16 protein-coding genes are annotated in these 19992 nt (G+C 42.1%); 7 read left to right on the top strand and 9 right to left on the bottom strand.

What is annotated here, in order from left to right; all coding sequences use genetic code 11:
• Window positions 1-17: 17 nt before the first annotated feature.
• The 3 genes from pheA to gyrA form a co-directional block, all read right to left on the bottom strand.
• Window positions 18-1139, bottom strand: a complete 1122-nt coding sequence (pheA, locus tag M3I01_RS05460; protein ID WP_255894624.1) for a prephenate dehydratase — start codon at window positions 1137-1139, stop codon at window positions 18-20.
• A 5-nt stretch (window positions 1140-1144) separates the two neighbouring features.
• A complete protein-coding gene (serC, locus tag M3I01_RS05455; protein ID WP_275564962.1) occupies window positions 1145-2224 on the bottom strand; it encodes a 3-phosphoserine/phosphohydroxythreonine transaminase in 1080 nt (359 codons plus the stop codon).
• Window positions 2225-2314: 90 nt separating this feature from the next.
• Window positions 2315-4999, bottom strand: coding sequence for a DNA gyrase subunit A (gene gyrA, locus M3I01_RS05450; RefSeq protein ID WP_275564961.1), 2685 nt, complete (start codon window positions 4997-4999; stop codon window positions 2315-2317).
• 362 nt (window positions 5000-5361) lie between these two features.
• Between gyrA and ubiG the strand changes: the two genes are divergently transcribed.
• The 3 genes from ubiG to M3I01_RS05435 all read left to right on the top strand — a co-directional run bounded on the left by ubiG (window position 5362) and on the right by M3I01_RS05435 (window position 9912).
• Window positions 5362-6084, top strand: coding sequence for a bifunctional 2-polyprenyl-6-hydroxyphenol methylase/3-demethylubiquinol 3-O-methyltransferase UbiG (ubiG, locus tag M3I01_RS05445; RefSeq protein ID WP_255894621.1), 723 nt, complete (start codon window positions 5362-5364; stop codon window positions 6082-6084).
• 21 nt (window positions 6085-6105) lie between these two features.
• Window positions 6106-6849, top strand: a complete 744-nt coding sequence (locus tag M3I01_RS05440; RefSeq protein WP_255894619.1) for a YciK family oxidoreductase — start codon at window positions 6106-6108, stop codon at window positions 6847-6849.
• A gap of 75 nt (window positions 6850-6924) precedes the next feature.
• On the top strand, window positions 6925-9912 hold the full coding sequence (locus tag M3I01_RS05435; RefSeq protein ID WP_275564960.1) for an insulinase family protein: 2988 nt from the start codon (window positions 6925-6927) through the stop codon (window positions 9910-9912).
• Window positions 9913-9956: 44 nt separating this feature from the next.
• Here the strand turns inward: M3I01_RS05435 and M3I01_RS05430 are convergent, their stop codons facing one another.
• Together M3I01_RS05430 and fabV are read right to left on the bottom strand one after the other, a co-directional pair.
• Window positions 9957-10499, bottom strand: a complete 543-nt coding sequence (locus M3I01_RS05430; protein ID WP_255894613.1) for a hypothetical protein — start codon at window positions 10497-10499, stop codon at window positions 9957-9959.
• Between the two features lie 101 nt (window positions 10500-10600).
• Entirely contained in the window at window positions 10601-11803 is a 1203-nt protein-coding gene (fabV, locus tag M3I01_RS05425) for an enoyl-ACP reductase FabV (RefSeq protein WP_255894612.1), read from the bottom strand.
• Window positions 11804-11968: 165 nt separating this feature from the next.
• Between fabV and M3I01_RS05420 the strand changes: the two genes are divergently transcribed.
• Window positions 11969-13201 (top strand): glycosyltransferase, encoded by a 1233-nt coding sequence (locus M3I01_RS05420; protein WP_255894610.1) that lies wholly within the window; start codon window positions 11969-11971, stop codon window positions 13199-13201.
• A 33-nt stretch (window positions 13202-13234) separates the two neighbouring features.
• Here the strand turns inward: M3I01_RS05420 and M3I01_RS05415 are convergent, their stop codons facing one another.
• The 4 genes from M3I01_RS05415 to M3I01_RS05400 form a co-directional block, all read right to left on the bottom strand.
• Complete coding sequence (locus M3I01_RS05415) at window positions 13235-13429, bottom strand: DUF1289 domain-containing protein (RefSeq protein WP_255894609.1); 195 nt, start codon at window positions 13427-13429, stop codon at window positions 13235-13237.
• Window positions 13430-13537: 108 nt separating this feature from the next.
• Entirely contained in the window at window positions 13538-14254 is a 717-nt protein-coding gene (locus M3I01_RS05410) for a YebC/PmpR family DNA-binding transcriptional regulator (RefSeq protein ID WP_255894608.1), read from the bottom strand.
• A 164-nt stretch (window positions 14255-14418) separates the two neighbouring features.
• Window positions 14419-15588 carry an aminotransferase-like domain-containing protein gene (locus M3I01_RS05405; protein WP_255894607.1) on the bottom strand — a complete coding sequence of 390 codons (1170 nt, stop codon included), beginning with the start codon at window positions 15586-15588 and terminating at the stop codon, window positions 14419-14421.
• Window positions 15589-15728: 140 nt separating this feature from the next.
• A complete protein-coding gene (locus M3I01_RS05400; RefSeq protein WP_255894603.1) occupies window positions 15729-16625 on the bottom strand; it encodes an acyltransferase in 897 nt (298 codons plus the stop codon).
• Window positions 16626-16867: 242 nt separating this feature from the next.
• On the opposite strand from M3I01_RS05400, the gene M3I01_RS05395 reads away from it, so the two are divergent.
• Genes M3I01_RS05395 through M3I01_RS05385 form a run of 3 tightly spaced genes read left to right on the top strand, consistent with a single transcriptional unit; the run spans window position 16868 to window position 19945 of the window.
• Entirely contained in the window at window positions 16868-18274 is a 1407-nt protein-coding gene (locus tag M3I01_RS05395; RefSeq protein WP_275564959.1) for an ATP-binding protein, read from the top strand.
• 18 nt (window positions 18275-18292) lie between these two features.
• A complete protein-coding gene (locus tag M3I01_RS05390) occupies window positions 18293-18973 on the top strand; it encodes a response regulator (RefSeq protein WP_112139769.1) in 681 nt (226 codons plus the stop codon).
• 15 nt (window positions 18974-18988) lie between these two features.
• The gene (locus M3I01_RS05385) at window positions 18989-19945 is read left to right on the top strand and encodes an AEC family transporter (protein WP_255894599.1); all 957 of its coding nucleotides are present in this window, start codon (window positions 18989-18991) and stop codon (window positions 19943-19945) included.
• Window positions 19946-19992: the final 47 nt, after the last annotated feature.

Below are 19992 nucleotides of genomic sequence, written 5' to 3'. Positions count from 1 at the left end.
ACACTCTTATAGAATTACTAAAGCACAGCCACAGGATAAGAACCCAACACCTTCACTTCCGATGCTCGCTCACGAAGCTCATCAATCACAGCACAACATTTTTGATCCAAATGATGACCGACAAAATCAATGTAAAATATATAACCCCAACGACTCATTAATGAAGGGCGAGTCTCTAATCGCGTCATATCAACACCATGGCGCTCAAAAGCTTCAAGTAATCGATATAAAGCACCGGGTTCATTTTTAGCACTAATAAGCAGCGATGTTTTATCTTTGCCACTCGGAGGCACATCTTGATTACCAACAATCAAAAAGCGCGTTGTATTATCTGGACGGTCTTCAATATTCGCCGACACCTTTGATAAACCATACAACTCACAAGCCACCTCACCAGCGATTGCAGCAATAGCACGACCGCTTCTACCGGCGTCTGCCACAAGTCGTGCCGCTTCCGCATTGGAACTTACTGCAACACGCTCTGCATGAGGCCAATAACGATCTAACCAAGCACGACATTGCGCCAAAGATTGTTGATGAGAATAAATATGTGTGACATCTTCAGAGTTAATATTTGGGCTAACCAAAAGATGATGATGAATACGCTCTTCGACTTCACCGCATATTTTTAAGCGTGAATCACGAAAGCTGTCCAAAGTATGATTAACAACACCTTCCGTTGAATTCTCAACAGGTACGACACCATAATTCGCAGCACCAGATTCAACCTCACGAAACACTTCGTCAATGGCCGCCATCGGAGCACTAATGATCGATTTGCCAAAATGTTTTAAAGCAGCCTGCTGCGTAAAGGTGCCTTCTGGCCCCAAAAACGCAATGCGCATTGGCTTCTCAAGCGCAAGACAAGAAGACATTACTTGACGAAAAATCTTCGCCATCTCTTCATTCCCTAAAGGCCCTTCATTACGCTCCATCACTCTACGCAAAACTTGAGCCTCGCGCTCAGGGCGATAAAAGACAACCACATCACCGCCTTGCTCAGCCAACTTAACGTCAGCAACCTTTTGCGCACAAGTTGCACGTTCATTAATCAACAGCTGTATTTGCGAATCAATAGAATCAATACGATCACGCAATAAAGGCAGAGTTTCTGGCACCGCCTGTTTAGAATTCGACATTTTAGTTACCCGTGACGTTTTTCGAAAGCGCGCATAAAGTCAATTAAGGCCACAACCCCTTCCATCGGCATCGCGTTATATATGCTTGCTCGCATACCACCAACAGATCGATGCCCAGCCAATGTACGCAACCCAGCCGCTTCAGATTCTTCAATAAACAGCGCGCCCAGAGAATCATCAGCCAATATAAAAGGCACATTCATTCGAGATCGAAAAGCAGGATCAACCGGATTAGAGTAAAACTTACTTGAATCGATAAAGTCATACAAAGCTTGTGCCTTACGAATATTTACCGCTTCGATTGCCTCGACTCCGCCTTGTCCTTCCAACCACTCGAACACAAGATCCGCTAAATAAATCGCATAAGTGGGCGGCGTATTTATCATGGAATCATTCTCCGCCAAATGGGCGAAATTCCATATAGATGGTAAATCGTCAGCGCTGCGAGCCAGTAAATCCTTACGGATGATACAAATCACTACACCGGCAGGACCAACATTTTTCTGCGCCCCAGCGTAAATCAAACCGTACTTACTAACGTCTATTTTTCGGGAAAGAATGGTAGAAGATAGATCCGCCACGATGGGCAAACTGGTTTCTGGCAAATCAGAAAATTCAACACCACCAATTGTTTCATTTGGGCAAATATGCAAATAAGCCGCATTCTCATCCAACGCCAGAGTGGAGAAGTCAGGTACTGTAGAATAGTTTTGTTCTTTAGAAGAGCCAACCACATCAACCTTGGTATATCTTTTTGCTTCTTTGATTGCTTTTGAAGACCATGCGCCAGTATCCAAATAACACGCTGAATCAAAGCCATTCGTTAGGTTGGCAGGAATCTGAGCAAATAAGGTAGAAGCCCCCCCCTGAACAAATAAAATATCATAATCATCACCAATATCCAGCAAGCGCGCCAAACGTGCTTTAGCGGACGCCAGTATCGACATAAACTCAGAACTACGATGGCTCATTTCCATCACGGAAACGCCAGCACCATGCCAATCTAACATTTCGGCTTGTGCTTTTTTCAAAACCGCTTCTGGAAGCGCTGCCGGACCAGAACAAAAATTATATACTCGGCTCATCCCGCTTATTACCTCTAATATTTTTCAGCAATTACTTTATAAGAACGATCTACAACAAAAGCGACGCACCTAGGTGCGTCGCTTTATTTTCTACTCAGTATCTGTTTCAGCAATATCAGGAGATTCGTCACCATCACTTGGTGCCTGATCAACGACGGCACCATCGGCCTCATCGATCTCAATATCTACTTCATCGTCTTCCACAACACGTTCAATACCAACCAAATGTTCATCATTGGTCAAACGAATCAAAGTAACACCTTGAGTATTTCGACCTTGGCAAGACACCTCTGTCACTCTAGTACGAACCAACGTTCCCTGATCCGTAATCAAAATGATTTCATCCGTTTCATCTACTTGAGCGGCGCCAATTACAGGACCATTACGCTCAGATACTTGAATACCGATAACACCTTGACCACCACGACCGTAAACTGGGAAGTCTTCTACAGCAGTACGCTTACCATAGCCGTTTTCACAAGCCATCAATACCGCTGAACCTTCCTGAGGAACGATAAGAGAAACCACTTTTGCATCTTCGCCCAATCGAATACCTCGAACGCCCGCAGCCGTACGACCCATCGCTCGAACATCAGATTCTTTAAAGCGAATCGTTTTACCAGAAGAAGAGACCAACATAATGTCATTCTCGCCCGTCGTAACCGATACACCAACCAGCTCATCCGTTTCATCTAAGCTCAATGCGATTAAGCCGGTAGAACGAGGGCGTGCAAAGTTTTGCATTGCGGTTTTCTTAACGGTTCCGTTCGCGGTCGCCATAAAGATATAGCTGCTCGCCTCTATAGTAACGTCATCCGCCACGTCATCATCACCTTCTTCTTTACCTGCATCTTCAACAACAGGCAAAGGCAACAAGGCAGAAATTGACTCGCCCTCTCTTAGTGGTAACAAGTTAATAATAGGACGACCTTTCGCACCACGGCTCGCAACAGGAATTTCAAAGACACGCAACCAGTACACTTTGCCGAAATTACTAAACAGCATAATGGTGTCATGACTACTAGTCACAAGAAGATGCTCAATATGATCTTCATCTTTCATGCTTGCAGAAGATTTACCACGACCACCACGGCGTTGAGATTGATACTCTTCGAGTGGCTGAGATTTCGCGTAACCGGTATTTGAAATCGTCACAACCATTGGTGCTTCGTCAATCAAATCGGCAATAGTCAAGTCTTGACGAGAAGTTAAAATTTCAGTGCGACGCGCATCACCAAAAGCATCTCGAACTTCTTCAAGCTCTTCTCGAATTACTTCCATCAAACGATCTGGGCTAGATAAAATATTAAGAAGCTCACCAATAAGCTCAATAAGAGACTTATATTCGCCAAGCAATTTGTCATGCTCTAGGCCAGTCAAGCGATGCAAACGCAAGTCCAAAATAGCCTGAGCTTGATCTGGCGACAAATGATAAGCACCGCCAACAAACCCATAACCCGCGTCCAAATCATCAGGGCGACACGCATCAGCACCAGCACGTTCAAGCATCGCAACCACGTTACCAGGCTGCCAAGCCTCACCTACAATCTTTTCTTTTGCTTCAGCTGACGTTGGCGATGTACGAATCAGCTCTATGACGCGATCAATATTGGCTAAAGAAACAGCCAAACCTTCAAGAATATGGCCTCGCTCACGCGCTTTACGTAACTCAAAAATAGTACGACGAGTAACCACTTCACGACGGTGCTTAACAAAACACTCTAGAATTTGTTTAATATTAAGTAACTGAGGGCGACCATCAACCAAGGCCACCATATTAATACCAAACACAGACTGCAATTGAGTTTGCGTAAATATATTATTCACTACAACATCTGGATTCTCACCCCGACGAAGCTCAATAACAATACGCATACCGTCTTTATCAGACTCGTCGCGCAGCTCACTGATACCTTCTAGCTTTTTCTCTTTTACAAGCTCTGCGATCCTTTCGATCACTTTCGCTTTGTTTAACTGATAAGGAATTTCTGTAAAAACGATGGATTGGCGATTGCCTTTCTCCATGTCTTCAAAATGATGACGAGCACGCATATAAATGCGACCACGACCTGTTTTATAAGCTTCAAGAATGCCAGCGCGGCCATTAATGAAAGCCCCCGTAGGAAAATCAGGCCCGGGGATATGATCAATGAGTTCATCAATAGTAATGTCTGCATTGTCGATAACAGCAAGACACCCATCGATAATTTCACCAAGATTATGAGGCGGAATATTAGTCGCCATGCCAACAGCAATACCAGCAGAACCATTAACCAATAGGCCAGGTACGCGAGACGGCATAACCGACGGCATAAATTCAGTGCCATCATAGTTAGGCACAAAATCAACGGTTTCTTTTTCTAAATCCATGAGAAGATGATGCGCAATCTTCGCCATACGGATTTCGGTATAACGCATTGCTGCAGCACTGTCACCATCGACAGAACCGAAGTTACCTTGACCATCAACCAAGGTATAACGCATTGAAAAAGGCTGCGCCATACGAACAATCGTATCGTATACAGCAGAATCACCATGCGGGTGATATTTACCGATTACATCACCGACGATACGCGCCGATTTTTTGTACGGTTTATTCCAATCATTTTTAAGTTCACTCATCGCAAATAGAACACGACGGTGAACAGGTTTTAACCCATCTCGTACATCAGGCAATGCTCGACCAACAATTACGCTCATCGCATAATCTAGGTAAGATCCCTTAAGTTCATTTTCGATACTGACGGGAATAATTTCTTTGGCTAATTCACCCATAGATACAATCGATCCTTATGCCTCGGAGTCTGACAGACTACCTAATATCTTTTTTATAAGCGCCGAATCATACCATAAGGAAAAAAATAACACCCCTTTCAGAGACATGTTTTGTTACCTAGTTATGTTTAATCAACCCTTGCCCTTTCAAAACATCACTCCACTTTAACCAACTCACACCGTCTATTATCAATACAATACAAGTTTACTATTGGTCACCTATTACGATGACGCTATACTAGCCATATATAAGCTTCAGTATAAACACACTTTTAAAAGGCAGTGATAAGCAACGCACTTTGCAGCTCCAACATCGAGCATACGTACTCAAATTATAGCAATACAAAAAATGGAAGCCCGACATGTCAAACATACACAACAGCAATGTAGACCTAAATGAGGTTGCGAAATTTGAAGCCCTAGCAAGCCGTTGGTGGGACACAGAAAATGAATTCAAACCACTGCATGACATCAATCCGTTGCGCACAAACTACATAAATGAGCGCGCAAACGGATTACAAGACAAAAAAGTCATTGATGTTGGTTGTGGCGGTGGCATTTTGTCAGAAGCAATGGCAAAGCTTGGCGCCAAGGTGAAAGGCATCGATATGGGTGAAGCCCCTCTTGCGGTCGCCAAATTACACCGAGAAGAATCTAAACTCGATATCGATTACGAAAAAATAACAGCAGAAGAGATTGCTGAGCGCGAAGCAGGTCAATACGATATAGTGACCTGCCTTGAAATGTTAGAACATGTTCCAGACCCCTCTTCAGTCATCAAAGCCTGCATGACTCTTGTTAAGCCTGGTGGCCATGTGTTTTTTTCTACTATTAATAGAAATCCAAAAGCCTACCTTTTTGCGATTATTGGAGCCGAGTATGTTCTAAACATGCTTCCAAAAGGCACTCATGACTACGCTAAATTTATCCAACCGGCTGAACTAAATAATTACGCAAGACAGGCAGGACTAGACGTTAGCCACATAACAGGCATGACCTATAACCCACTAACAAAAGTATACAAGTTGAACGACAAAGACGTGTCAGTAAACTACTTAATGCATACCCAAAAAACCGACGCCTAATCAGGGCAATAAGGAGGAGATATGTTTCATTATCAAGCCCCCAACCAGCTACTCAAAAACAAGGTAATTCTTGTTACAGGCGCAGGCGATGGCATAGGAAAAACAGCGGCCATTACTTATGCAAAATATGGGGCGACTGTCATTTTATTAGGCCGCTCTATCAAGAAACTCGAAGCTGTATACGATCACATTGAAAAACAAAAATACCCGCAAGCCGCCATTGTCCCATTAAATCTCGACGGTGCAGCAGAGCACGACTACATAGAGCTTGCCAACACCATTGAAAATGAATTTGGTCACCTTGACGGCATCCTCCATAATGCCAGCTTACTAGGCGAACGAACCACACTGGCAAGCTATGATCCAACGCTGTTTGAACAAGTAATGCGGGTCAATGTCACCAGCCAACTACTATTAAACCAAGCATTATTACTTTTGATGCAAAAAGCGGAAAGCGCTTCTATTGTCTTTACAACATCTGGTGTTGGTAGAAACGCTAAGGCAAACTGGGGCGCCTACGCTATATCAAAATTTGCCACAGAAGCTATGATGCAGATACTCTCAAGTGAGCTCGCCAGCCAATCCCCTACCATTCGAGCAAACGCCATTAACCCTGGTGCAACTCGAACTAACATGCGAGCCAATGCTTATCCAGAAGAAGACCCAACCACTTTAGCGACACCAGATGACATTATGCCGCTGTATCTCTACTTAATGGGAAAAGACAGCTTAACAATAAATGGCCAATCTTTAGATGCACAATAAAACATTATTTTTTTATGCAATGGACAAAAAACATGTCCATTGCATCACACTGCATACCTCAGTTAGCCTGACGAAATGATGGAAACCTTTAAAAAAGCCGCCACTTATCTCGCCCTATTCTTTTTAGCACTCACATCACTCTCAGCTCACACCACCAATCCAACTCAAAAAGATTCTTTATTAGGTATCAGCAGCGAAATGAGCCAAGACAAAACAACACAAGTAAACAATAATGGCGCAACGACAGACAACAAAGTCATTAAAATACAAAAAAAGAGCCTAACGGATAAAAATAATTACCACCTAATAACGCTACCAAACAACCTCAAAGTACTCCTAGTTAGCGACCCTCAGGCCGAACGTTTTTCCGCGTCTTTATCTGTAAACGTAGGCAGCTTTCAAGACCCAGACAAACAGCAAGGGCTAGCACACTTTTTAGAACACATGCTCTTTCTTGGAACCGAAAAATACCCGGAGCCTGGCAACTACCAATCTTACATAAACACTCACGGCGGCTCACACAACGCCTACACAAGCACAGACACAACTAATTTTTATTTTGATATAAAGCCTTCTGCATACGAAGGGGCACTGGATAGATTTTCACAATTTTTTATCACCCCACTATTCAGTGAATCACTTACTCAAAGAGAAAAAAATGCCGTCGATGCTGAATACAGAGCAAAACTCAAAACAGAAAGTCGCCGTAACAACCAAGCCCTAAAAACACTGATAAACCCTGAACACCCATACAGCCGATTCACCGTTGGCACTTTAGACACCCTTAAGGATCGATCAAACAACCCATTAAGAGAGCAACTTCTTAACCTTTATAAACAAAACTATTACAGCGAGAACATGGCATTAGTGCTGGTCGCCAATCATTCATACAAAGAAATGGCCAATCTTGCTTATCAATATTTTTCTGGCATAGAGAGTAAAAACAATGTCACGCAAGAAGATATATATCGCCCGACACTGATTCCCGTAGGCAAACCACATTTACAATTTATTCGCTCACTAATCGATAACAACACACTGAAATTTTACTACCAAATCGACGCTCAAAAGAAAAACTATAAAACTCAACCTACTCGCTACTTGTCGTATATTTTAGGCAATGAGGACAAGGGTTCGCTTTATGCCTCCCTTAAGTCAGAAGGGTTAATCAATGGCATTTCCGCAAATGTCAGCGCAGATTACGAAGACAACGCCTTCCTTATTATAACAATGCGCCTTAGCAATGAAGGACTTGAAAAAATAGACACCGTCGCAAAACGGTTTTTCGCCACTATTAGCCTCCTAAGGTCATCACCTATAAACCCAATGTACATAGAAGAAGGGCTAAAACTAAGCCAACTTATGTACAACCATCAAAACTACGTTGACCCTCAAAACCTTGCTCGCTCCTTATCCGCCAGAATGCTTAAAATACCAACCGAAGACATTTTAAGCAGCTTCCGCCTAGAGTCTGCCGCGAGCGAAGAACAAATCCGTCACTTACTACAACAACTCAACCCAGAAAATTTATTAATTCAAGTCATCACAAATAAAGAGTTTCCTGAAAACTGGGCAGGCCAAAAAACATCGTGGAAAATCGAACCTTGGTATCAAAGTGAATACAGCAACAATAACTTCAGCCAGTTTTTTTTGGATCTCATCAATTTATCCGTAAAAAGCACACAAGTGACCCTGCCAGAAAAAAACAACTTCATACCAGAGTCTCTCGATTTAATGAATGAAGAAGACCACACTCCATCGATTATTTTTCAAAAAGAAGGCTTCACCTACTGGAATAAGTCCGACTCAAGCTTTGGAAAACCCGTTGCAATGAACTTCATTGGAATTCGCTTTGATCATGCTGCAGACACCCCAAAACACACGATCTTGAACCGCTTATGGAGTCGCTTATTTAACGATAGCATCAGCGAATCTACCTACGCACCTTTTGTAGCAGGATTAGGTTACACCTTTTACCCTCATACAAACGGCGCAACATTACGAACCAATGGCTATTCAGATAAACAAAGCATCTACACTACTTGGCTGATTGATCAGTTGTTTTTATTCCGTCCAAATCTTACACGCTTTGCGCAAGCCAAAACTCAGCTTAAAAAAGATCTCGCCAATCAAAAAAGCAGACAAGCGTACCGCAATGCAGGCAGCGCATTGCACGCTTTAATTACGAAAAATAGCTTCACCACAATGCAACTCGAAAACGCACTCGATCAACTATCCTTAGAGGACCTGCAGGAATACACCAAAAAAGCGCGTGGAAACTTTGACATAATTGGCTATAGCACAGGCAACTCAACCAAAGACCAAACCAAAGAACTCGCTAACTCACTTTACAATCGCTTCTCTGGGCGACTTATCCCCAGAGAACCGCTAGAGATAGAAACTAAAAACCTAACCGCACAACAAAAGCATCACTATCAGTTCGAATCAACCAGTGACGACAGCGTCGTTTTATACAGCATCATTGACACCAGCAAGCAGTCATCAGCCACTAGTAACAAAGCCATCACCGAAAAAGCGTGTTTCTCTATCCTTAGGACACTGATTAGCAGTCCATTTTACCAAGATCTGAGAACCAACCAACAACTTGGATATATTGTCGGCGCACAAGACCTAAGCATACGCAATACCCCCATACTAGGACTACTCGTGCAATCACCCAATAAGGACTCAATCACCATTATTAACGCTATGGAGAACTTCTTAAAGGAACAAAGAGTTAGGCTACAAGACCTACAAGAAGGCGAGTTTGAAGGCGCAAAAAACGCGCTACTAAGCGAGTTAAGAATGAACGCAAAAAATCTAAGTGATAATGCACTAAGAGAATGGCATCAGATCGCTAAATCAGAGCCCGACTTTCAGACAAGAGAAGAATGGATAGAGAGCGTAGAAAAAATACAAAGAAAAGATTTTATTGCCTTTATTAAAGACAAACTTCAATCAACCGACACCACCAAAATAATCATCCACAACAAGACATTTCCAACACAACTCATAGAGCAACAAGGCTGGAAAGAAGCATCTCTTTCTACCCCTAATCTGTAATATAAACACAAACAACGTAAGTTGAAAAAAGGGAGGTCAAAACGCTACCCTCCTATCAACTTTTCTAATTTTTCCTTATTACTCACAGGCGCACTTTTCGCCCCTGTGGCGCCTACTGGAGAAACACCCTTTCCAATAGGAGAGAAGTCACCAACGTCTGGCTTCACGTTATTGCTAGACACATCACCTGTTTTAACTTGGTCACCAAAAATACCTATTTCTGGCATCATACGAAGGCGTCTTTCTTGAATATCTTCAGGGATATTACCGGTAAACAAAACGGTAAACGGCGCCTCTTCTGTGCGTTTGTTCACCTCATCGTAAATAGCCTGCTCGCGCTCCGCTATGATATTCTCCTCCAGATATGACATGCCTACACTATCCGCAGTAATAACGACATTAGGTCCTAGTGTCGATCTGGCCTTTTCAACAGGAATGACCGCAACGTCTTCTTGGGAGCTCACCACTACCTGATGTTGAGTTCGTATCACCTGATTACCATAAATAATATCGACAGGCTGAACCTCTATCGTCTGAGCATTCGCAAAAAACGATATCGCGCAAAACAACCCCAATGAACGTTTCATAATCACCCCAAAACATGAATCTCTTCACTATAAGAGATAAAAAGACATAAAAAAAGGAGCCCAAGCAAAGCTTGGACTCCTTTTAGACGCTTTATTCAATATTAAAGCGTAATAACCTCAAATTTCGCTTCTGGGCTTACTTCAGCATCATAATCGACACCTTTCACACCAAAGCCAAACAATTTCAAAAACTCGTCCTTATAAAGCTGATAATCTGTAGCAGAAAACAAATTAGCATCATTAATTGTCGGCCAAAGATCACGACAAGCCTGCTGAACGTCTTCACGTAATTCCCAATCATCCAGACGCAAACGATTTTTATCGTCTGTCAATTCTGCTGGATTATGGTTGTTGTAAAGACGCTCAGAGAACAAACGATAAATCTGATCCATACAGCCTTCATGAAGACCTTCTGCACGCATTACCTTGAACACCATCGCCAAGTACAAAGGCATAACAGGAATAGCAGAAGAGGCCTGTGTAACAACGGACTTCAGTACCGCAACGTTAGCACCGCCATTTAGAGGAGCAAGCTGCTTATCAATCGCACCAGAAGCACGATCTAGATCTTCTTTCGCCTTACCTAGCGCGCCATGCCAATAAATAGGCCAAGTAATATCAGAACCAATGTAAGAGTAAGCAACGGTACGAACACCTTTTGCAAGAACACCAGCTTCATTAAGAGCGGACATCCACAACTCCCAATCTTGACCACCCATTACAGTCATCGTAGCAGCCACCTCAGCGTCAGTTGCTGGCTCAATTTCCGCTTCGATAATGACATCTTTATTGGTATCAATCGCAGTAGATCGGTAGGTTTCACCAATCGGCTTAAGTACAGAACGGACAACTTCACCTGTTTCTGGCATCTTACGAACTGGCGAAGCCAATGAGTAAACCACCATATCAATCTCACCAAGATCTTCTTTGATTAACTCAATAACTTTAGCGCGTGCTTCGTTTGAAAAAGCATCACCATTAATGCTTTTGGCATACAAACCTTCCTCTTTAGCAACCTTATCGAAGGCCGCTGAATTGTACCAACCTGCCGTACCTGTCTTTTTGTCCGTACTGGCTTTTTCAAAGAAAACACCGATAGTCGCTGCACCAGAACCGAATGCAGCTGCAATACGAGAAGACAAACCATAACCACTTGACGCACCGATTATGAGTACTTTTTTAGGACCATTTACAATGGCTCCTTTGCTTTTAGTAAAAGCAATCTGTTCTCTTACATTTTGCTCACAACCTACTGGGTGCGTTGTTGTACAAATAAATCCGCGAATCTTTGGTTTTATGATCATAATAATCGTCTCAACGTCATGTTTTGCTTACGTCTTGCCTAACCATCCTTACAAATGAGGTAGGCAACACAAATCTGTTTGCCATGATACAATAGCTGAACGAATATGTCCTGATTCTCGTTTAAATCTTGAATCCTCCTCCCTTTTAAATCTTGAGAATACACAGTGCACTTACTTGTTATTGGCTATGTCTGGCCTGAACCTAACTCCTCTGCCGCAGGCAGTAGAATGATGCAACTACTCAACTGTTTTTATAAAAACCAATGGCAAATATCATTTGCAAGTCCAGCCCAGCAAACAGATCACATGGCAGATTTATCCACACTAGGCATTAAGACTGAACACATCGAGCTCAATAACGCCTCCTTTGACCACTACATTGCCGACAAGAAACCAGACATTGTCATGTTTGATCGTTTTATGATGGAAGAGCAATTCGGCTGGCGCGTGGAAAAATTCAGTCCAGATTCCTTACGAGTATTAAACACAGAAGACCTTCACTCGTTAAGACAAGCAAGACATCTAGCACTAAAACAAAACAGAACATTTCAAATAGACGACCTTTACAGCGATCATGGCATTCGAGAAATAGCCGCCATCCATCGCAGCGATCTCACGTTGATGATCTCTGAAACAGAAAAAAAATTGCTTATTGATGAGTTTCAAGTACCTGAAACCCATGTATTTCATTTACCTTTTATGCTGCCGGCGCCAACAAAAATCAATGAATTAACACCTTTCGAAGAACGCCAGCACTTCATTAGTATTGGCAATTTTCGCCACGCGCCGAATTGGGACGCGGTTTTGCAATTGAAAACCGACATCTGGCCAAAAATCCGCAAGCGCCTACCAAAAGCGGAACTTCACATTTATGGCGCCTACCCACCGCCTAAAGCCACTCAACTACACAATTCAAAGGAAGGGTTTTTAGTCAAAGGCTGGGCAGAAGACGCCCAAGAAGTCATGCAAAACGCTCGAATTTGTTTAGCGCCCTTACGCTTTGGCGCAGGCATAAAAGGAAAACTGGTTGAAGCAATGCAAATGGGAACACCAAGTATAACCACTCAAATAGGCGCCGAAGCCATGCATGGCTTATTACCTTGGAATGGTGTGATAACGGATAACATCGAGACATTTATTGATGCGGCGGTTTCGCTTTATGAAGACAAAACAAGCTGGCTGCTAATGCAAAAAAATGGCCACGAAATACTACAATCCCGTTACCAAGCACAAGAATGGGAACCTAAATTAATAAATCGATTGCAGTTACAAACTAAACTCAAAGAAAGCTTACGTAGAAAACATTTTTTAGGGTTGATGTTGCGACACCACAGTTTAAAAAGCACTCAATACATGTCGCAATGGATTGAATTAAAAAACAAATTAGAAAAAGAATAACGAGGAGAGAAAAGCCAAACCGCAAAACCAACACTAATCGCTAACGAATTGGCTTTTCGATTCACGCTCACGAACCTTTTTCATAACAGCAAGTTGAGAGGCCTTATTCATACCTCCCCATAACGTAATTTCTTTTCCAGTTCGATAACAACCGACACAAACATCGTCTTCATTTAATAAGCATAAATTCACGCAAGGGGATTTTACCTGAGGCTTAGGTTTTGTCATGATTGCCTTCTCTATTTTTTATCATTCACTAGACTTACTTACGGTTCAACGAGCGCTGGACATAAAAAAGCTCTGACGAACAAGCGCTCGCCAGAGCCTTCTTAACGATTAAAGTTCTGCGTTATGATAAACGTTTTGAACATCATCTAAGTCATTGAGTAAGTCCAGAAAGAGCTCAAATTTTTCCAGCTCTTCACCTTCTATAGGTGATGTGTTTTGCGCAACAAATTGAATTTCGTCCACTTCAAACTCAATATTACCAAGCGCTTCGGTTAGTGCTGTTTTTGCTTTACCGTAATCCGTATTGGGTGCAAAAACGGTGACTTTACCGTCTTCTAATTCGATATCAGTGACGTCCACATCAGCCATCATTAAGGCTTCAAGAACAACCTCTTCATCATTACCAGAAAAAACAAAAATCGCACTGTGATCAAACATATGACTCACACTGCCTTGGCCACCGATTTTACATTTTACTTTGTTAAAACAAGTGCGTACATCACCAAACGTGCGATTAGGGTTATCAGACAAGCAATCAATAATCACCATAGTGTTACCAGGCCCAAAACCTTCATAGCGAGCCGTATCAAAATCTTCGCCGCCGCCGCCTTTCGCTTTATCGATCGCTTTATCGATTACGTGCGTTGGCACTTGGTCTTTTTTCGCACGCTCAATCAGAGAACGCAGCGTCAAATTACCATTAGGATCAATACCACCGGATTTCGCACAAACATAAATCTCACGGCCGTACTTACTGTAAACCTTGGCTTTTTGATCAGACGTTTTTGCCATGGACTCTTTGCGGTTCTGGAAGGCTCTGCCCATTACATATTCCTATTCTATACAGTCTTAAAAGTAAGATTCTAACGTGTCGCCCAAAAAGAAGGAACTGCTAGCCGAGCATAAATAGGATAAATACCTGCGCTTAGCATCATAAAAGCAGTAAGGCAAAAGCCTTTAATGTACTAAACAGAGCATCGAAGGGTCAATCATGTCATACGGCGCCGAATCACGTTCGACAAAATATGAATGGCTCGCTGCATTTCCTCCAAAGAAAGACGGGCAAAACTCAGACGCAAAAATGCATCGTCTTGCGAGTGTCGGTTCGGAAAAAATGGTATGCCGGGTAAAACTAATACGTTCTCTTCTAACGCATCCGTCATTATATGTTTAGAAGAAACACCGTCAGGCAACGTCAACCAAAAAAACATGCCACCAGCAGGCGTATTGAATTCAACCATCTCACCCAATTCAGCAACCAATGCCTTTGACATGGCATCACGTTTTTCTTTATAGGATTGCTGAAGCTTAACGATGTGCGCCGGAAACATTTCTGATGCGACAAACGCCGCAATCATATTTTGTCCCAGACGATTAGTATGCAAATCTATAGCTTGCTTGATCTTGACTAAGTGAGGCGAAAATTCAGCGCAGGAAACCACGTAACCAGTGCGAAGTCCTGGCCACAATACTTTCGAAAAACTGCCCATATATAACCAAGGAGCTCGCTTCAGCAAGGTCGTGATGGGAGTGAGGTCAACCTTTTCGTAACAAAGATCTCGATAGGGGTCATCTTCAATCAGCAAGATTCCTTTTTCATCCAACAACGCAGCAATGTCTTGACGACGCTTCAAGCTATAACAATGCCCCGTTGGATTCTGAAAATTTGGAATCAAATACACCGCTTTCGGGTTCGTATTCTCTATGGCATTCCGTAATGCTAAAACTGACATCCCTTCACTATCAGAAGGCACGCCTTGAATATTGGCACCTTGCAACTTAAACACCTGACAAGCAGCAAGGTAAGTTGGTTGCTCGGTTAAAATAGTGGAGCTCTCATCAAGAGTGAGACGACTAATAATATCCAAACCTTGCTGAGAACCATTGGTTACCAATATATTATCAAGCGTCGTGTGCAAACCTCGGTCCGCAACCAGTCTGACAATAACCTCTCGCAATCCCTTTTCACCTTCACTTGCACCATATTGCCGGCTGTCTGTTAATTGGGCCAATGCAGGATAGGCTGGCATTAATTTTTCATCAGGCAGACCGCCAGCCAATGATAAAATATCTGGTTGCTGGCTATAGTGAAGTAATTCACGAACCAATGAGGCTTGCATATTGATGGCGTGAGAAGTGAGTAAATGAGAGATGTCCATATTAAATACTCCGAATGCTGTTGAAACAAACAGCATCGGGGATTTTTTATACAGAAAAAAGATACAATTTTCAGATTTTATAAGGATACAGGCTCAACCACCTCTACCGGCATTAAGAAAAACTATCTAACGAGGAAAGCCTACTTTGTGTTTTCAAATTTCGTCATACGTTCTATCTGTTGATCCTTTTGATGCCACAATTCATTCACCCATTGCTGAAAATACGTCCTGTATTCCGCATCGTTTTGATAATCACCCAACAAGGCATTTTCAATCGGCATCATACGAACATGCACTTTTACTTCTGATGTTTTTCCACATAGGTAATCAAAAAAGCTTGGAATACCACCTGGGTAAACAATCGTCACATCGATTAATTGATGTAACTTGCCATCCATCGCGTTTAACGCAAAAGATAGGCCGCCAGCTTTGGGCATTAAAAGATGCTTAAACACGCTAGATTGTTGAGTCTGCTTTTGAGCCGTAAAACGCGTCCCTTCCAAAAAATTCATGATGGAAACCGGAAAGTATTGAAATTTATCGCAGGCTTTTTTTGTTATCTCAATGTCCTTGCCCTTTAGATCAGGTCGTTTTTTGAGTAACGCGGCGCTATAGCGCTTCATAAAAGGAAACTCTAATGCCCACCAAACCAGCCCGATAAATGGCACCCAAATCAACTCTCGTTTTAAGAAAAATTTAATAAACGGAATCCGTCGATTAAAAAGACGCTGCAGAATAAGAATATCAACCCAAGACTGATGGTTCGCTGTGATCATGAACCACTCATTCATTGAAAAATCCTTCTCACCTGACACGCTAATAACCGACTGACCAAGGCAACGTTGATTTAAATTATTAACACCAATCCAAAAAGTCGCCACGCGATCCAAAGCGACGTTTAAAATAGCGCGCACTGATGGGAATGGCATAATGCATTTACACAAAGCCAACAACATTACTGGGACAAAACACATTAAGGTATTCATCACAATCAGCAAGAATGAAACAACACCTTTCAACACAGACCACAAAGCCATAACGCAACCTAAAAAATACAAATCAGCCGATAATATTAACAGGAAATCATTAATTAGAAATCCTCATTATTTACACTTCAACCAAGTAGCCAGTTTTCACATTAAAACTGTATAGTAAACAGACGATTAGAACGACTAACGAATAAGTTCGATGCTAAACACTCTTTAACCTGGTATCGATGACTATAATCCCCTGCAAATAAAACCTCAGCAGGACACAGAATAGGATTACAACCCCACCTATGGCCATTACCAAAGGGTTAAAAATTCGGCATAAACTTTTTGCAGTTTTTGTTTTGAGCAACATCCTACTCATTGTTTCTATGTGGCAGGTATTCCAATGGAGCTTTGATAGAGGCTTTGTCTCTTACGCAACGGAACGAGACCGTGATTTTTTAGAGCAAATGGCGAACAGAACCGCCAACCTCTACATATATTATGATGATTGGTATTTTTTGGTCCAAGAAAGCCGAATGGAAAACGAATGGCACAAAGCCAAGCTTGAAAATTTAAGAGATTTAGTGCCACCTCCTAGCACACCTAACTTAGACTTGATTTACCCGTCACAGTATTATCGTCAGCGTTTCCTCTTATTTGATGGCCAACAGAAGCCCATTATTGGAAAGACTCTCTTCACTGATGCAGAAGTTCACGCAGTAAGAGTCAATAAGAAAATTGTCGGTTATGTTGGCCTACGTTCAATTAGAGAGTTGGTTCAAGACCAAACATTACGCTTTGTTCGCCAACAAGGTGAAGCATTCTTGCTTATATCCGCGTTCATGCTAGCAATTGCGGCACTTTTAACATGGCCATTGGCACAGTGGTTAAGTCGTCCAATTTGTTCTATGCAGCGAGCGACAAAAAAACTGGCCGCTGGAAAGTATGACACTAGAATAACGGTAAAAGGCGCCGACGAATTAGCCAGTCTCAGTTGTGACTTAAATAACTTAGCCTGCACGTTAGAGCATACTAGAGAAGCACGTAAACGCTGGGTAGCGGATACCGCGCATGAATTGAGAACACCGGTGGCAATACTCAGGGGAGAAATTGAAGCAATGCAGGACGGTATTATTAAGGTGTCGCCTGAAAGTCTCGCATCGCTACATCAAGAAACGATCCATATTGCCCGCCTAATTGATGACTTAAATCAATTATCCATGCATGATATGGGCAGTTTGAATTACGACATGGATGAGGTTTCAATAAATGACATTATGGAGCAAACCGTTCAATCCATGATGCTTCTTTTTAACGAAGCTGGATTAGAATTAGAGTTTGAATATTCTCAGAAAAAACCTATTGTTATGACAGGTGATGCAGATCGATTACATCAACTCTTTTTGAATCTGATGAATAACTCACAAAAGTATACAAATGCACCTGGAAAATTAATTATTAAGCTTTCAAAGCAGAATAAAAAAGTCATTATACTTTTTGAAGATACCGCACCAGGTGTCGACGAAGAAGAAAAGAACAAAATCTTTGAACAATTTTATCGTGTTGAAAACTCAAGAAACAGAGCAACTGGCGGAAGAGGCTTAGGCCTTGCTATTTGCTCTAATATTGTGGATGGACACCAAGGCACCATCAGTGCTTATCACTCCCCTGATGGCGGCTTAGGAATAAGAATAGAATTCCCTTTAAACTGATATGGAATAAATAATATTATGAGTAAAGTACTAATTATTGAAGACGAGCCGAAATTAGCAGAATTAATGTCCGCTTATTTAGAGCAAGCAGGCTACGAACATCACCACCTTGATCGTGGAGACATTGCTGTCAATTACATTAAAAACAATCAAGTAGATATCATTCTACTCGATCTAATGTTACCAGGTTTAGATGGCGTTGAAATCTGCAAACAGGTGCGCCAATTCAGCGGTGTTCCTATCATTATGGTCACTGCAAAAGCAGAAGAAATTGATCGTTTAATTGGCTTAGAAATGGGCGCAGATGATTATGTATGCAAACCGTTCAGCCCACGAGAAATTGTAGCGCGCGTGAAAGCAAATTTACGCCGTGTTGAACTAGATCAAGCTGAATCGCCAAGAACCGATGGTTTTGACATGGATGTAGATCGTCTACGAGTAACTTATAAAGGTGAACTAATCGATCTAACAACCGTTGAGTTTCAGTTACTTCAATTACTTATAAAAGAACCTGGCCGCGTTTTCGGTCGCGACCTTATAATGAAGAGTATCTATGCTGATAGCCGAGTAGTAAGTGATCGCACGATTGATAGTCATATCAAAAAACTGCGCAAAAAAATCTCCGCTGTTGCACCGGAATTGAATGTTATTCACTCAGTTTATGGCGCGGGATATCGCTTCGAAAACAACGATCAATAAAGTTTTCTCTAAGGAATGGCGTTGAACAATTTTTTAGACGTATTGGTATTTTCTTTCTCTATCACCATGCCAATATTTTTGATATTGGTATTGGGCGTTGTCCTATACCGTATACGAATCATCAATGACAACTTCATTGATGTTGCTTCTAAATTAGTGTTTAACGTCACTCTTCCTGCTCTACTCTTTATCAGTATTTCCAAAACAGAGCTATCAAGTAGTACCGACTTATCCTTGGTTATTTACGCCATCGTTGCCGTCACACTTACCTACATTGCACTAGAGCTAATAATGTCCATTTGGATTTCAGACAAAGCCGAACGCGCTGTTTTAGCACAGGGCGCTTTCCGCTCCAATATGGGAATCATTGGTTTAGCTTATTGCGTTAATGCCTATGGTGACGAGGTTTTTACCGTTGCTTCCATTTACTTAGGCGGTGTAACGATTTTATTTAATATATTATCTGTCATCGGTTTGAGTCGTGGTTTAGGGGGTAACGCCAATATAAAAAACATACTAAAAGGCATCGTAAAAAATCCGCTTATTATTGCGATAATGGCCGCTTTTGCGTCTACTCTCACAGGCATAACATTGCCAATAGCACTGTACAAAGCCGGCGATTACTTCGCGCAAATGACGCTACCATTAGCCTTATTATGTGCCGGAGCATCATTGAGTTTTAAGTCTTTGAAAAGTGGCATGCTAGGAGCCATGATGGCCTCGGCGGGAAAGCTTATCTTTATCCCTTTCGCACTCACTTATGGCGGCTATTTATTAGGGTACAGAGGCATGGAACTTGGCGTCCTATTTCTTATGTCATCCGCCCCTACCGCATCAGCAAGCTATATTATGGTGCGCGCAATGAATGGTAACTCAGCGCTTGCCGCAAATATCATTGTGATTACCACCATCGTATCCTTGATTACTACTAGTATTGGCGTTACTTTGTTACGCAGTTTTAGCCTAATATAATTAAACTCTGTAAACTGGCTAACATAATAAAGGCTAGCGAGACTCTC

The organism is Marinomonas maritima (assembly GCF_024435075.2).
Taxonomy (GTDB): Bacteria; Pseudomonadota; Gammaproteobacteria; order Pseudomonadales; family Marinomonadaceae; genus Marinomonas; species Marinomonas maritima.
The sequence above is the reverse complement of the archived record's forward strand: the minus strand, read 5'-3'. Positions and strand labels throughout refer to the sequence as shown.